Consider the following 13,473-nt stretch of genomic DNA (forward strand, 5'->3'; position numbering starts at 1 on the left):
AGATGATAGTGCTTGGAATAGAGACAAGCTGTGATGAAACGTCTGTGGCTTTGGTTGAAGATAACAAGGTTTTAGCAAACCTTGTCTACTCCCAGATATCAACGCACAAAAAATTCGGTGGTGTGGTACCAGAAATAGCAGCGAGGGAGCATTTGAAAAAGCTCCCCGCTCTTTTTAATCAATTACTTACAGAAACGCAAGTCGATATGATGCAAGTGGATGGAATCGCCGTTACAAAAGGTCCCGGACTTATAGGAGCTCTACTCGTTGGTGTGTCATTTGCGAAGGGATTAGCACTGAGGTATCGAAAAAAACTCGTTGGAGTAAACCACATAGTTGGCCATGTCTACGCAAACCACCTGGTCTACCCTGAACTAAAACCTCCGTACGTTGTACTTATGGTTTCAGGTGGTCATACTCTAATACTAAAAACTGAAGATGATTTCAGTGTAAAATTGCTTGGTAGAAGCGTCGATGATGCCGTAGGAGAGGCGTTTGATAAAATCGCAAGACTTTTGGGATTGGGCTATCCTGGAGGTCCAGAGATAGACAAGATAGCCAAGACAGGCAATCCGAAAGCTTTCAATTTTCCAAGACCAAAAATGCACGATAGCGACTACGATTTCAGTTTTTCAGGACTGAAAACATCTGTGCTGTACGAAATCAAAAGGCTTCAAGCGAGCAACGTTTCTGAGCTTCCTATAAGTGACCTTGCCGCGAGTGCACAGGAAGCTATGATAGATGTTCTGCTTTACAAAGTCACGAAAGCTGCAAAGGACAACGATGTTCGCAAAATCGTACTGGCAGGTGGCGTTGCAGCAAACAGCAGGTTGAGAGAAAAATTGAACGAATATACCTCGGAATTTGAGTTCTACATTCCTCCGCTTGAATTCTGTTCTGACAATGCAGCGATGATAGCAAGAGCCGGGCTGGAGTTACTAAAAAATGGTGTGGACCACGGCTTGATGCTCGAACCTGTTCCGAACTTATTTGAGATGGATGAAATAGCGATAGGTTAATAAACTAAAAGATGTGGTGAATGAGTCGTGAATTACATCGTCGATGTTGAAGCCGAAGTGCTGAAAACTGTAATCAAAAAAGCTGATAAGGTGTGCGGGACATTGGAACCATCCATGAGAAAACTGGTCTTCCTTTCGGAAGACGAAAGGCTGTATATCATCGCCTCGGACGGATGTTTGAACGGATACTTTCCCGTTTGTTCTTTTTATTCTAAGATATCGGTCCCTTTCGAAATCCCTCTTGATGTCGTAAGACATTTCGTTTCAGAGCTCACTGGAAAAATTAGCCTCCATTTCCAAGATGGTGTGCTCAGTTTGAAATCTCAAAACGAAACATTACGACTCAGGATCTCACCACTTCAAAAAGACAGGGAAGAGAAAATATACGTTCCAGTAAACGCACAAGGAACGGCATTCTCAAAAAGGAAACTTCTGGCTGAATTAGATTTCGCATCATCATTTCTTGAAGAAGGAAGCTACGTAGATCTTTATTTCATCCGAAACACATTGGAGATGATTTCACAGCACTATGGACTTGTCGCTTATTCTCAAGTGGAAGTTGAGAAGAACAGTGAGGACCCAGGTGCAAAAAACGAGCAGGATATAAACAATTTTTCCATTCGCATACCGTACGTGTCTGCAAGACATCTGATCAAGGTTTTGGAAATTGAAGAAACCAATCAAGTGCAGATTTCGTTTGACCCAATCACCAACAAGATTCTTATTTTCTCTGGTGATATATTTACACTATGCACGGATGTACCTGATGAATCACCTGATTTGGTCAGAAACCTATGTAGCCGGTTCGAACCGAGAATCAGGATCCTTTCTTCATTACTTCAGAGATTGTTGAGAAGGTCGTTAATAGCAGGAAGGTTCTCAGATGTGGAGATTTATTCACGACACGGAGAGCTCGTTGTCGTTTCCCAACACGGTGCGATTGCCTATAAGGCTTCGATTCCTGTTCAGAATGAGATGCAAGTCGTTGAATTTTCTTTTCAAACCAAGGCTTACATGTTGCGGAGTGCAATAAACCGAATAGGTAGCCAGTACATCAATATTGGCACAGTGAGCGAATATGTTCTTTTGACACCACCATCACTCTCCAGATTCCTGATTGTTCGAAATCAGAGAATTCAGTAATTGCAACGTTTCGAATCTTTTCGCCATGTTGTTTTCCGACTTGACCTCTTGCGTCATCATCTTCCCGCCGAGTCCTTTGTAAATCATCTCAGATAAATCTTTCAGATCAGTTCTTGCAGCTTTCAGAGCGTACTGTTGCAGTAACATTTCTCTAAACCAACGCTCTCCAAAGCTCTCTTGGATGAGCCCACTCTTTTGAACTGTATTGTACATCTTCTTGAAAATCTCATATATGTACCACGCAGCAAACTCCTCGGAAGCCTTTCTGAGCTGTTTCTGGTATTCTTCCGATTCTGTGTCAATATTAACCTTTTTCTCCGCATTTAAGTTCTTGTTGACGCCTGCACGATTATTAGATCCGATGTTGTGATTCAGGTTCCAGTTGACCTTATTGAGCTCAATTCCCATATTCCACACCTCGAAGTGCGTATTACGGTATTACATTATCCTCAGCTGTGCGTATATGACACCTGCTTTGTGCAACTCTTGAATGATTGCGATAATATCCTGTGGAGTTGCACCGACAGACCTTAATGCCGTTATCAAGTTGCCAATGGTTGCTTGTTTATCACCGATCTGTCCGTTGGATATTACAACGACAAAATTGCCGTACGAAAGTACAAAGTCGGAAATCTTCACATCGCCACCGAAAACGACAGTTCCCGTTCTCTCGTTTATAACCACCTGTGCAGGCGTGTCTACCGGTACTTCTATCTCTTCAAGTAATGCAAGGAACGATATCACATCGTCGGCAAATGCATTTGGAATGGTCACTTTGATACTTGCACCATCGATGGCCTTCGCTATGTTTGTTTTAAACGTGGTATTTATCGCAGCAGCTGTTCTGGCAGCCGTCGTAAAGTCAGGCCTATCTAAGAGAATTGTTACGCTATTTCCATCTACAATGCTCATCGGTATTTCCTTTTCAATAAGCGCACCGTTTGGAATGTAACCAACTACGGTAAATCGCTTTTGCAAACTCGCAGAGCCTTTTGCATCTTCACCACCAACTGAAACCGGGCCTTGGGCAACTGCATAAATATTACCATCGGCACCGTAAAGTGGTGTTTGCAAGAGTATACCATTTCTTAAGCTCTTTGCGTCGTTTATACTTGCTACCACCACGTCTAATCTCATGCCTGGTTTATAGAACGCAGGTATGTCAGCAACAACCATAACAAGAGCAACGTTGCGTGACTTCAAATCGTTTGGATTGACTGAAACACCGAAATTCTTCAACATATTCGCCAAAAGTGAGGAGTTCAGATTTCCGCTGTCACCGGTGCCATTCAAACCAACAACCAGCCCGATTCCAAACAACTGGTTGTCCCTTGCACCACGGAACTTTGCAAAATCTTTGATTCTTACATTTGCTGAGAATAGGTTCGATGAAATCAGCAAGGCAATTAAGAAAAATAACAGACCCGCTGAAATCTTTGATTCATTTGCTCTCCTTAGCACATTCCTCATACTCCATGCCTCCAGAAATTTACGTTTATTTAGAATTTAAACAAGTTCGCAATTGCCGAAAGCAGAAGACCCAGCCAAGAACTTTCTTGTGGGTCGTCTTGGAAGACGATCTTCCCGTTTTCCCATATTTGCGCGTTGATAAGGTCCGTTGAATTGACGATATTTCCTGGTTTTATCGCATCTGGATGAACCCATCCTGTGATAATAATCTCCCTGAGATCGTTCCCTACTTTAATTTGCTTGCGCCCCTCAAGGAAGAGTTTGCCTTGCTGATCCACTTCCTTCACAACTGCCGTAAGTTCAAGCACTGCATTAGCCTGACTCTTATTGTCCCGCTTATCTGTTGAAGAGCCACTTGATGGAAGGTACTTACTCAAATCGAGCCCCACCAACTTTGTGCCTGTGTTTATAGCGTTGATGAATGCGTTAGTCAGTGTATTAACTTGCGAGGAAGTTGAAATCCTTGGGGACTCGTAAACAACTACGGTGACATAATCTCCGACCCTTGAAGGCTTGTATGTACCAAGAATATTCTTAAATTGCGGATTTGTAGAAGATGTGTAAAGTGAAGTGGCGAATGTCAAAGAAGAAATACTAACAAATAGTAGCACCGATGCGATACTGAGATTTAACAAAGTTCTTTTCATCTCCATATCTTACTCCACCTCCAGAACGATAACTGTCCCATTTTCTTGCACTGTTCCTTTTACAATGCTGCCATTATCTATGTTTTTAATACTTATGACACTTCCCACGTATCCATGTTCTAACGCCTGTGCAAGTATCGAAACAGTAACACCCCCCACACGACTGTATGCCTTTACAAACTGACCTTTGATGACAATAGGTACATCCTTTGTGTTTCTCATATCAATAATCTCACCTTTTGAAAAGACCTTATCAGCAAGTAATGGGAGGTCATCTTCGAAAACGGGAACTTTGTTGAGTGCTAAAACATTGTACTCTACGTATTCTACGTCCTTAATACCAATTATCTCTCCCTTCTCTATCTTTCTACTCGCAACTGCGATATTCCTTAACAGAATCGCTTCATATTGGAACAAAAGATAACCAACGATTCTACCTGCCTTCCTTAACGTAACTTTTACGAAGGGAGATGATTTGTTAGCTATCTGTACCGATACGGAATAACTGTCATGATCGAGCAATTGTCCAACCTGGCTTTTTAACTTGAACTCGGTTCCTTGTGGGTACCGTCCTTTGAGCTCTTCCAATATAATCTCTCTCAACTTTTCATTTGTCAAAGTCTGGTGCTCAGAGCCCTTTGTTGTGCTTTCTACAGGTTTGGCTTCTATAACGACAGGGACATCGTCTATCCGTGCTTGAACATCCCCAATTCTCCTTTTAACCAAATTAAGCAGGTATTTCTTATTAAGTGAAAGAGAACTGTTGACAGGAACGTATGCAACGATGATTTTCTCCAGCACTTCAATGGGAACATCTGTTTCGGATGCCTCCACGAGTTCAAGCATAGTGACAGGCCCACCGGAGGTGGTTAATGAAGATTTGAAAACAACACTGTATGAAAATAGCATTGAAGCATAAACAACGGCTACAAATATCAACAAGCTCAGCCGAAGATTATTTGTAAAAGCCATAAACTTACATCACCTTTCCGCGCTGCTGTCTTATTTGTCTGTCCACAGTTCATTATACTATACGAATAATTTGATCTCCTTGTTAGCGATTTTTGCATGAGTTGAAAGTCAAATAGTAGAAATCTTTTTTACAGGTGTATAAATCTCTATCGAGATTTTATATGAAAAGTTGCGGTAGGTTGCATTAAACTAAAGAACATGTGATACGCGTGCACACTCATACATGTAGTCTATGGTTGACAGAAAAGCAAAAAAGCGCACCTGCGGGTGCGCTTTTTCAACAAATTCCGCATTTTCACACATCCAAATCAACTAAGCTGAGTTGTCTTGCATGTCGCATTATGTAACCTCTTCGTTCTTCTGGGTCTTTTCCCATCAAGATCTCAAAGAGGTTGTCCGCTTCTTCGGCGTCTTCTATCGTTATTTTGATTATCTTCCTTGTTACTGGGTTCATCGTCGTTTCCCAAAGTTGTTCTGGGTTCATTTCGCCAAGACCTTTGTACCTTTGGATTTCGTAACGTTTACCATTTATGCCTGCAAGCCTTTCTTTTAGTTCTTCATCTGAATACAGGTATACGGGCTTTTCACCACTGACGGTGAGCTTGTAAAGTGGTGGCATAGCTACGTATATTCGTCCATTTTCAAGTAATGGACGCATGTACCTGTAAAAGAGAGCTAAAAGCAACGTTCTTATGTGCGCACCGTCAACGTCCGCATCGGTCATTATTATGATTTTTCCATACCTAAGTTTCGACTCATCGAAATTGTCCCCTGTTCCAGTCCCTATGGCAGTTATTATGTCCCTAATCTGCTCATTTTTGAGTAATTTGAGTTCGTTGCTTTTTTCAACGTTAAGTATCTTTCCTCTAAGTGGCAAAATGGCTTGGAAGTTTCTATCTCTTGCTTGTTTTGCACTCCCACCTGCAGAATCACCCTCAACGATGAAGAGTTCGGATTCCTCTAAGTTCTTGGTAATGCAATCCGCGAGTTTTCCAGGAAGTGTTGAGGCACCAAGACTGCTCTTTCGTTTCACAGCTTCTCTTGCGCGTTTCGCTGCTTCTCTTGCTTCCCTTGTCTGCTGAGCTTTTTGAATTATAACTTTCAGTACAGATTCGTTGACCTCAAAGTAGTCCGTCAGTTTGTCTCTGACAACTTTAGCAACGGCGTCCTGGACTTCTTCGTTACCGAGCTTGGATTTTGTCTGTCCTTCGAATTGTGGTGTTCCCATCATGAGCACGGATATAACAGCCGTCATTCCCTCACGCAAATCTTCGCCTCTGAATGGTTCACCTTTTATTAAGTTCTTCTTCTTCCCAAGTTCGTTTACAACCCTCGTAAAAGCTGTTTTGAAGCCAGTGACATGAGTTCCACCGTCAACAGTCTTTATGTTGTTCACAAACGAAATGATTTCTTCAATGTCATTATCCGTGTACTGAAATGCTACTTGAACTTGAACGTCTTGTACTCCTCCTTCTATATAAACTATATCGTGGAGAGTCTTTTCACCTCTGTTCAGGTAGGATACGAATTCTTTCAAACCTCCGGAGTAGTGGAGTGTTCTCTGGATATTGTTCCTCTCGTCTATAAATTCTATTGTCACATTCGGATTCAGAAATGCTAAGTCTCTCAACCTTGTTAGTATCGTGTCAGAATCGAATTCAACGGTTGTGAATATGGTCTTATCGGGCTTGAATCGAACTATTGTTCCGCGATTTGTGGTCTCACCTACAACTTCCACTTCCGTAACTTTTACTCCACGAGAATAGCGCTGCCTGTAAATTTTACCGTCCCTATGAACCTCAACTTCCATCCACTCCGAAAGTGCGTTCACAACAGAAGCACCAACACCGTGCAAACCACCACTAACTTTGTAGCTTTCTTTTGAGAACTTACCACCAGCATGGAGTGTTGTCATCACAACTTCAAGGGCACTTGTCCCCGTTTCCGGGTGTATATCGACTGGTATTCCTCGACCATTGTCTTCAACCTCAACTGACCCATCTGCTTTAATCCTTACGGTAATCCTATCACAATAACCTTGGATAGCCTCGTCTATGCTGTTATCAACGATTTCATATACGAGGTGATGTAATCCCGTCTTACCCGTCGAACCAATGTACATACCTGGCCTTTCTCGAACAGGTTCCAGACCTTTCAAAACCTTTATGTTCTGAGCAGTGTATTGATTTGTTATTCCGTTCTCTTTCTCTTTATTCACTACGTTGTCCACAAACCACACCTCCGATTTGCTTTTCTTACGCTCTTGCTATCTCTTTCGCTCAACTTCAATTTTTATGTCTGAAAATGTTATGCCTAAGTATTGTTCGATTTTCTTCTTAATTTGTCGCTTCATCTTCTTGAGTTCGTTGCTCCATATTATATCGTCACATGTTATAGTTACTATACCTGATTCAAAGCTTTTGAAAGTGCAGTGCTTTGAAACCGCACTTCCAAGTATTTGAACCGTTTCATCCTGCAGTGAAGACAGGACAAGCAGCTTCCTGAAGAATTCGTTGCTTTTTGCCAAGTCTTCAAATGCTTTTTTCAGAGTAAACATTTTATATACTCCTCGAATTCTTTGGCGAGTTTTTCAGAAAGGCTTGTACTGATGGTTTTAAGAGTACCCACTTGATGAACAGGGACAATACCTCTGCTTGTATGTGTTAGAAATACCTCATCTGCGTAGAACACTTCGCAAGGTTCTACAAACCTCTCTTCAACGGTGTAACCTTTCTCTTTTAAAAATCTTATCACGTACATTCGTGTGATACCGTCCAATATGCCTGAATCCAGAGATGGTGTTACGAATCTGCCGCCTTTTAAAAGAAATACATTACTGAAAGTTCCTTCGCACAATTGACCTTTGCTTCCCAATAAAAGCACATCGTAATTGTCGCCCTTTGTGAGTCTTGCGAGGTATATGTCAGGTCTTCCAAGAGACTTTAAGTCAGGCGGAATGCTACTTGGACCTGCTCGTCGTACGTTAGTGAAATCTATCTTAACATAATCAACGGTAAAATTTTCGGTAGACTCTTGGAAAACATAGCTGAGTAGCCTACCATCGTACACATACACTACTCTGATTCGCTCTGAAAGGTTATCGTAGATGAGCTTTTCAAACTCTTCGTAAGTTGGCGGGTTTATCTTAAGGTATCCAAGTGACTTGCAGAGCCTACGGTAGTGCTCTTCTATCGCAAATGGTTTTCCGTTGTAAGTTCTGAGAGTTTCGTAAACAGCTATTCCCTTGGTCAAAGCATCTATGATCTCATTCGTTTGATGCCTGCTTTTGAACAACTTTCGACACCACACCTTCATTCGTGACTGAACATATCTTCACTTTTGAAAATTCTCCGATAATGCCCGTATTGATTTCGTGGAAGAGGTAATATTCATCGTATCCGTAAGCAATTCCGTTCTGCACGCCTTCGACCAGTACAACCGTTGTTTTACCAACAAGCTGTTTTCTGTACTCGTTGGCAACGTTATCGGCATGCTTTATAAGTATCTCAGCGCGATCTTTTTTCACATTCCCAGGTACTTGGTTTTCAAAACGTGCTGCAGGTGTATTCGGTCGTTGAGAATATCTAAAAGTATGGACTTTACTGAATTGGATAGTTCTAACAAAATCTAACGTTTCTTTGAATTCTTCTTCCGTTTCACCAGGGAAACCGACCATGATGTCCGTAGTTATGGAAAAGAACGGATCGATCTGCCTAAGTTTGTTAACTCGCTCTATGAAATACTCGGCGCTGTAGTTTCTCCCCATCCTTCTCAGCACACTCGTGCTTCCGCTTTGAGCGGGTATGTGCAAGTGGTTGCAAATTCGCTCTTCTTGTGTAATAACCTTTATCAGTTCGTCGGTCAAGTCCTCGGGATTTATTGAGCTCAACCTTATTCTGAAATCACCTTCGATACTTGCAATCTTCTGCAGCAGTTCCGCAAGGTTAACCCCCAAGTCCACACCATACTTTCCCAAATTCAAGCCAGTTATCACTATCTCTTTATGCCTTTTACTGACGAGCTTTTCGATTTCTTTGACCACCACTTCTATTGGCTTACTTCTTATTCTGGTACCTCTCAACGAACGAATCACGCAGTAAGTACATCCGTTATTACATCCATCTTCAACTTTTACAAACGCTCTGGAACGCTCGGTCACAGAGTTTTCGACGATTTCGAATGATATATCGTCTTCTTCCCAATACCGAGAGTTGAAATATCCACCAACTTCGTTTATGAAATTCAGTATGCGCTTTTTTTCAAGATTACCAAGTACTAAATCCACACCTAACGAACTGTACTCTTCGATAGCTCTTGGAACTTGGACATAGCATCCTGTAAGTATGATCTTCGCGTCTGGATTGAGTTTTCTCAAGTGTCTAACTGCCTGCCTTACCTTTCTTTCTGCCTCGCCAGTTACCGCACAGCTATTGAGTATGTAAACCTCCGCACCTTGATCTTCACCGTAAAGTACCACATATCCAGCATTCTCAAGCATCTCTATTATCAGTTCACTTTCGTATTGATTCATCTTACACCCGTGAGTAATCACCGAAACTCTCATCCGCGTTTCACCACTCTCCTAAATTAACTCTAAACCTTACTTTATTTCTTCTACTGTATTGGCGTTTATAGCACTTTGTAAAATCGCAACTCTTGTAACGTACCCCAGCAAAACATTGTTTTCATCAACAACAGGGACCATTTTAAAGCCTTTTCTCATTATCATATCCGCAACGTAGAGCAACGTGTCATCTTGTTTCACTGTAAAAACAGGCTTTGTAGCGTATTTTCCTATAGGATTGTGTGCAATGCTCTTCAAATTCTTTATGAATAAGTTTGTATCTGGTAGAAAAGCCGCAGTTTGAAGCAGGTTGAAGTAGCTTGGCAAACATGCTTTTATTATATCGTCTTCGCTAACAAATCCGACCACTCTCAATTCTGAATCGACAACGCAGAGACCCGAAAGTCCAGTTTTGTGGAGTATATCAACTACGTCCTCAACGGTATCGTTCTCGAATACGAATGTTAAATCGTAGGTCATAAAGTCTTTAACCTTGAGATTTCGCATACTTACTCCACCCTCTCAGTCGTTATATGACCTAAAAATTCTTCTATCTGTTCCACAGATGGTGGCTCCTTACCTAAGTAGGATGTCTTTGCAACAGCAGCCGCATACCCGTACCTTGCCATGTCGATGCAACATTTATTCTTAAGATTTGCGTACACCATTGCTGCAACGAATGTGTCACCGCTACCTAACAAGTAAGAATGGTCTATTTGAATTTTTGGGGAGAACTTCCAAACACCGTCTTCGTTCGCAACAAAGTCGTACACCGTTTTGTAAGACAGAATGGTGAGCTTCACTCCCTGTTTGACAAATTCTTTCGCCGCTTGTGTGTACTCTTGCTCCGTGTTCAGAATGTTTCCAAGCACTTTTTCACTTCTTCTCATGTCGTATTTTAAAACATCTGGATAAGCAATCTTTATAGATTCGGTTATAATTTCATCACGTGCCTCCCAAAAGACGGTTTTATTGTACTTCTTTGCTATTTGCGTCAATTCGCCGTATATGTTGTTTGGAACACCCTTCGGAACGCTTCCCGATATGACAACCACTTTTACTTTTTGAACAAGAACCTCGAATCGTTTGATGAACTTTTTGATGTCTTCCTCATTTACCCTTGGACCTTCTGAATTTATCTCGGTCAGTGTGTGGTTCACCGTATCTACAATAGCTATATTTTCACGTGTCTCATCGTTTATCCGCAGAAAGCTCGTCGTTATCAGTGAACTTTTCTTTCTCAGCTCTGAAAGGAGCACGTTTCCAACGTAGCCTCCGAGGAAACCCGTGACAACAGACTTCACACCGTAATTCGATAAGATAACGGCAACGTTTACTCCCTTTCCACCGGGACTCATCTTGTTCTTTTCATTAGGGACGATGTTCAACTTATCAATTTTGAAATTGTCGACCACAAACTCGCGGTCCAGAGCCGGGTTAAGACATACGGTCAAAACTTCCATGGTTTATACCCCCAATACGTATTCTTTGGGATCACCGAAAAACTTCACCTGTCCGCTCTTCATGACGATAAGCACATCTCCCAAACCTATGAATCTCTTCAGTGTTCTTGTTGCCAGTATAACTACCTTGTATTCCGAAAGTTCTCTGAGCATTTTTGTAACTGACTCGACGTGCTCATCATCAAGATGGTCAAGCAAACAATCAAGCACGAGAACAGAAGACTGCCTCACCGTAGAAACAAAAAGTAAAAGTCCTATTTTCTCAAGAACGTACAACGAAGAAAGTGGTGTCTTTTCAAACTTATAGAGTGCTTTCAACACACCGAAATTATCAAGTTCCGTGGCATGGTCTTCAATTTTGAATTTATAGTGCGAACCAAATACTAGCCTGACAAGGTCTTTGAACGTCAAGTAATCGAGTGATTCGAGGAAATTGGTATCCAGGTAAGTAACGATCTGTCTTACTTCCTTCTCATCGATTTGGAAAAGGCTTGTGTCGTCAAGATATACGTTTCCTGAGTACTCTATGTTTGGATAAACTTCACGATTAAGAAGTGCAAAACTTCTGAGAAAAGCAGATTTTCCAGAACCTCTCGGACCGTATAAGACAGCAAACTGGCCTACGTTGAGAGATAGGTTCACGTTTTCGAACAATATACTTTCCTGAACTTTTGCACCGAAATTCTCACACCTCAAATGATTTATTCTACTTTGTATCTTTCTTTTTCTCATCCTTTTTCACCGTGTCCTTTAACCGTTCCTCCAACTCGGATTTTGCTTTTTCATCACCCATGTTCGCAAGCTTTATCAACTCGTACTGGGAAAGTGTCTTTTCTTTTTTCAATTTAACTACCTTCTGCACTATACCAGCCCCTTTTTTCAATTTTTTCTTTTCATTTGTATTATACCACAAACCTGACCTCCCTGCATTGCCCGTTAGATTAATATTCTTAGCCATAAGTTAAGAAAATTGAACAAAAAACAAAAAAATGGGCTACACAGACAGTAGCCCATTTTGGGTTGTTAGATTGTATGTTATATTTTCAGAGCTCTTAATTCCCGCTTCTAATAAATTCGCCCAACCTTTTCATCCCTTCTTCTATCTTTTCGATGGATGTAGCAAAACTGATTCTCACAAACCCCGGCATCTCAAACGCACTACCGGGCACGGTTGCAACCAATTTTTCTGAGAGCAGTTGTTTGCAGAATTCTTCATCGTTGCCACTGACTTTAAAGAAGAGATAGAACGCTCCTTTTGGCTCTATAAATTCCAATCCATACTCCTTAGCTTTGTTCATTATGAATTCCCTGCGCTTTTTGAACTCCTCAATCATCGGTTTGTTATCCGTGTTACACGCTTCTATTGCCGCGTACTGAGCTGGGGTATTTATATTTGAACTGACATGGCTTTGGATTTTGGAAATTCTTTTCTTAATTTCTTTATTCTTCGTCGCGGTGTAACCCACACGCCAACCAGTCATCGCATGAGATTTGCTGAATGCGTTAACGTAAATAAGAAGTTCATCCTTCACAAGACCGTACATTGAGATATGAGTTCCATCGTACACCAAGTCATCGTATACTTCATCACTAACAACGAAGACGTTTCTTTCGTTGGCTATTTTCGCAATTGTTTCAAGTGTTTCTCTGTCGTAGATACCTCCAGTTGGATTGTTCGGCGAGTTTACAAGTATCACTTTTGTTCGATCGGTTATGTTATTTAGTATCTCATCCTTAGTTGGCACAAAGTTGTTCTCGAATTTTGTCTTAACCACAACCGGTTTTCCCCGGGCAAGTAGGACCTGTGGAATGTAGCTTACCCAAAGCGGTGCGAACATCAAAACTTCGTCGCCTTCATCCAATATGGCAGAAAATGCGTTAAAAAGTGCCTGCTTGCCACCATTACTAACAACGATATCATCTGGTGTATAGAAGACCTTTTTCTTTTCTGCTAAGTATTTAGATATAGCTTCACGAAGTTGGGGAATGCCGTTGCTGTCTACGTATTTCGTGTAGCCTTTTCTGATCGCTTCTATGGCCTTTTCGGCTATGTTACTTGGTGTAGGAAAATCGGGCTCACCAACCGTGAAGTTTATTACATCTTTCCCTACTGATAACAGCTTCTTGGCCAGTGCATCGATTTCCAATGTTTTCGACGGTGCTATACATTCTGTGGGATGCATTGTCCAACACCA

At 41.5% G+C, this 13,473-nt stretch carries 15 protein-coding genes; 2 read left to right on the forward strand and 13 right to left on the reverse strand.

What is annotated here, in order from left to right; translation table 11 throughout:
• Positions 1–2 precede the first annotated feature (2 nt).
• Positions 3–1,019, forward strand: coding sequence for a tRNA (adenosine(37)-N6)-threonylcarbamoyltransferase complex transferase subunit TsaD (gene tsaD / locus CBS1_RS02805; RefSeq protein ID WP_090221828.1), 1,017 nt, complete (start codon positions 3–5; stop codon positions 1,017–1,019).
• Positions 1,020–1,046: 27 nt separating this feature from the next.
• Positions 1,047–2,162: a hypothetical protein gene (locus CBS1_RS02810; protein WP_090221826.1), complete on the forward strand. Its 1,116-nt coding sequence runs from the start codon at positions 1,047–1,049 to the stop codon at positions 2,160–2,162.
• On the opposite strand, the gene CBS1_RS02815 is transcribed toward CBS1_RS02810, so the two are convergent.
• From CBS1_RS02815 to aspC, 13 genes are all read right to left on the reverse strand, one after another.
• Positions 2,118–2,570 carry a rod-binding protein gene (locus CBS1_RS02815; RefSeq protein ID WP_090221824.1) on the reverse strand — a complete coding sequence of 151 codons (453 nt, stop codon included), beginning with the start codon at positions 2,568–2,570 and terminating at the stop codon, positions 2,118–2,120. The two genes, CBS1_RS02810 and CBS1_RS02815, sit on opposite strands and share 45 nt — an antisense overlap.
• 30 nt (positions 2,571–2,600) lie before the next feature.
• Positions 2,601–3,596 carry a flagellar basal body P-ring protein FlgI gene (locus tag CBS1_RS02820; protein ID WP_407918641.1) on the reverse strand — a complete coding sequence of 332 codons (996 nt, stop codon included), beginning with the start codon at positions 3,594–3,596 and terminating at the stop codon, positions 2,601–2,603.
• 65 nt (positions 3,597–3,661) lie between these two features.
• Positions 3,662–4,285, reverse strand: a complete 624-nt coding sequence (locus CBS1_RS02825) for a flagellar basal body L-ring protein FlgH (RefSeq protein ID WP_236938322.1) — start codon at positions 4,283–4,285, stop codon at positions 3,662–3,664.
• Between the two features lie 3 nt (positions 4,286–4,288).
• Complete coding sequence (flgA, locus tag CBS1_RS02830) at positions 4,289–5,125, reverse strand: flagellar basal body P-ring formation chaperone FlgA (protein ID WP_236938323.1); 837 nt, start codon at positions 5,123–5,125, stop codon at positions 4,289–4,291.
• Between the two features lie 421 nt (positions 5,126–5,546).
• On the reverse strand, positions 5,547–7,481 hold the full coding sequence (gene gyrB / locus CBS1_RS02835) for a DNA topoisomerase (ATP-hydrolyzing) subunit B (protein ID WP_275060683.1): 1,935 nt from the start codon (positions 7,479–7,481) through the stop codon (positions 5,547–5,549).
• Positions 7,482–7,517: 36 nt separating this feature from the next.
• A complete protein-coding gene (locus tag CBS1_RS02840; protein WP_033191794.1) occupies positions 7,518–7,808 on the reverse strand; it encodes a DciA family protein in 291 nt (96 codons plus the stop codon).
• Complete coding sequence (locus CBS1_RS02845; RefSeq protein WP_236938324.1) at positions 7,796–8,545, reverse strand: aminotransferase class IV; 750 nt, start codon at positions 8,543–8,545, stop codon at positions 7,796–7,798. Before CBS1_RS02845 ends, CBS1_RS02840 begins: the two co-directional genes overlap by 13 nt.
• A complete protein-coding gene (gene mtaB, locus CBS1_RS02850) occupies positions 8,517–9,815 on the reverse strand; it encodes a tRNA (N(6)-L-threonylcarbamoyladenosine(37)-C(2))-methylthiotransferase MtaB (protein WP_033191796.1) in 1,299 nt (432 codons plus the stop codon). Before mtaB ends, CBS1_RS02845 begins: the two co-directional genes overlap by 29 nt.
• 36 nt (positions 9,816–9,851) lie before the next feature.
• The gene (locus CBS1_RS02855) at positions 9,852–10,322 is read right to left on the reverse strand and encodes a CBS domain-containing protein (RefSeq protein ID WP_033191797.1); all 471 of its coding nucleotides are present in this window, start codon (positions 10,320–10,322) and stop codon (positions 9,852–9,854) included.
• 2 nt (positions 10,323–10,324) lie between these two features.
• Positions 10,325–11,278: a 1-phosphofructokinase family hexose kinase gene (locus CBS1_RS02860; protein WP_090221822.1), complete on the reverse strand. Its 954-nt coding sequence runs from the start codon at positions 11,276–11,278 to the stop codon at positions 10,325–10,327.
• Between the two features lie 3 nt (positions 11,279–11,281).
• Positions 11,282–12,010 (reverse strand): ATP-binding cassette domain-containing protein, encoded by a 729-nt coding sequence (locus tag CBS1_RS02865; protein WP_090221820.1) that lies wholly within the window; start codon positions 12,008–12,010, stop codon positions 11,282–11,284.
• A complete protein-coding gene (locus CBS1_RS02870; protein WP_033191800.1) occupies positions 11,985–12,191 on the reverse strand; it encodes a hypothetical protein in 207 nt (68 codons plus the stop codon). The genes CBS1_RS02865 and CBS1_RS02870 overlap by 26 nt, the downstream gene beginning before the upstream one ends.
• A 139-nt stretch (positions 12,192–12,330) precedes the next feature.
• Positions 12,331–13,461, reverse strand: a complete 1,131-nt coding sequence (aspC, locus tag CBS1_RS02875; RefSeq protein ID WP_090221819.1) for an aspartate aminotransferase — start codon at positions 13,459–13,461, stop codon at positions 12,331–12,333.
• Between the last annotated feature and the right edge of the window lie 12 nt (positions 13,462–13,473).

It is taken from the genome of Fervidobacterium changbaicum (genome assembly GCF_004117075.1).
GTDB lineage: Bacteria > Thermotogota > Thermotogae > Thermotogales > Fervidobacteriaceae > Fervidobacterium > Fervidobacterium islandicum.

Excerpts from the sequence above, each read along its gene's own strand:
- CBS1_RS02840 (WP_033191794.1), bottom strand. The coding sequence starts at position 7,808 with ATGTTTACTCTGAAAAAAGCATTTGAAGACTTGGCAAAAAGCAACGAA.
- aspC (WP_090221819.1), bottom strand. The coding sequence starts at position 13,461 with ATGCATCCCACAGAATGTATAGCACCGTCGAAAACATTGGAAATCGAT.
- CBS1_RS02815 (WP_090221824.1), bottom strand. The coding sequence starts at position 2,570 with ATGGGAATTGAGCTCAATAAGGTCAACTGGAACCTGAATCACAACATC.
- CBS1_RS02855 (WP_033191797.1), bottom strand. The coding sequence starts at position 10,322 with ATGCGAAATCTCAAGGTTAAAGACTTTATGACCTACGATTTAACATTC.
- flgA (WP_236938323.1), bottom strand. The coding sequence starts at position 5,125 with ATGCTTGAACTCGTGGAGGCATCCGAAACAGATGTTCCCATTGAAGTG.
- mtaB (WP_033191796.1), bottom strand. The coding sequence starts at position 9,815 with ATGAGAGTTTCGGTGATTACTCACGGGTGTAAGATGAATCAATACGAA.
- CBS1_RS02825 (WP_236938322.1), bottom strand. The coding sequence starts at position 4,285 with ATGGAGATGAAAAGAACTTTGTTAAATCTCAGTATCGCATCGGTGCTA.
- tsaD (WP_090221828.1), top strand. The coding sequence starts at position 3 with ATGATAGTGCTTGGAATAGAGACAAGCTGTGATGAAACGTCTGTGGCT.
- CBS1_RS02865 (WP_090221820.1), bottom strand. The coding sequence starts at position 12,010 with ATGAGAAAAAGAAAGATACAAAGTAGAATAAATCATTTGAGGTGTGAG.
- CBS1_RS02860 (WP_090221822.1), bottom strand. The coding sequence starts at position 11,278 with ATGGAAGTTTTGACCGTATGTCTTAACCCGGCTCTGGACCGCGAGTTT.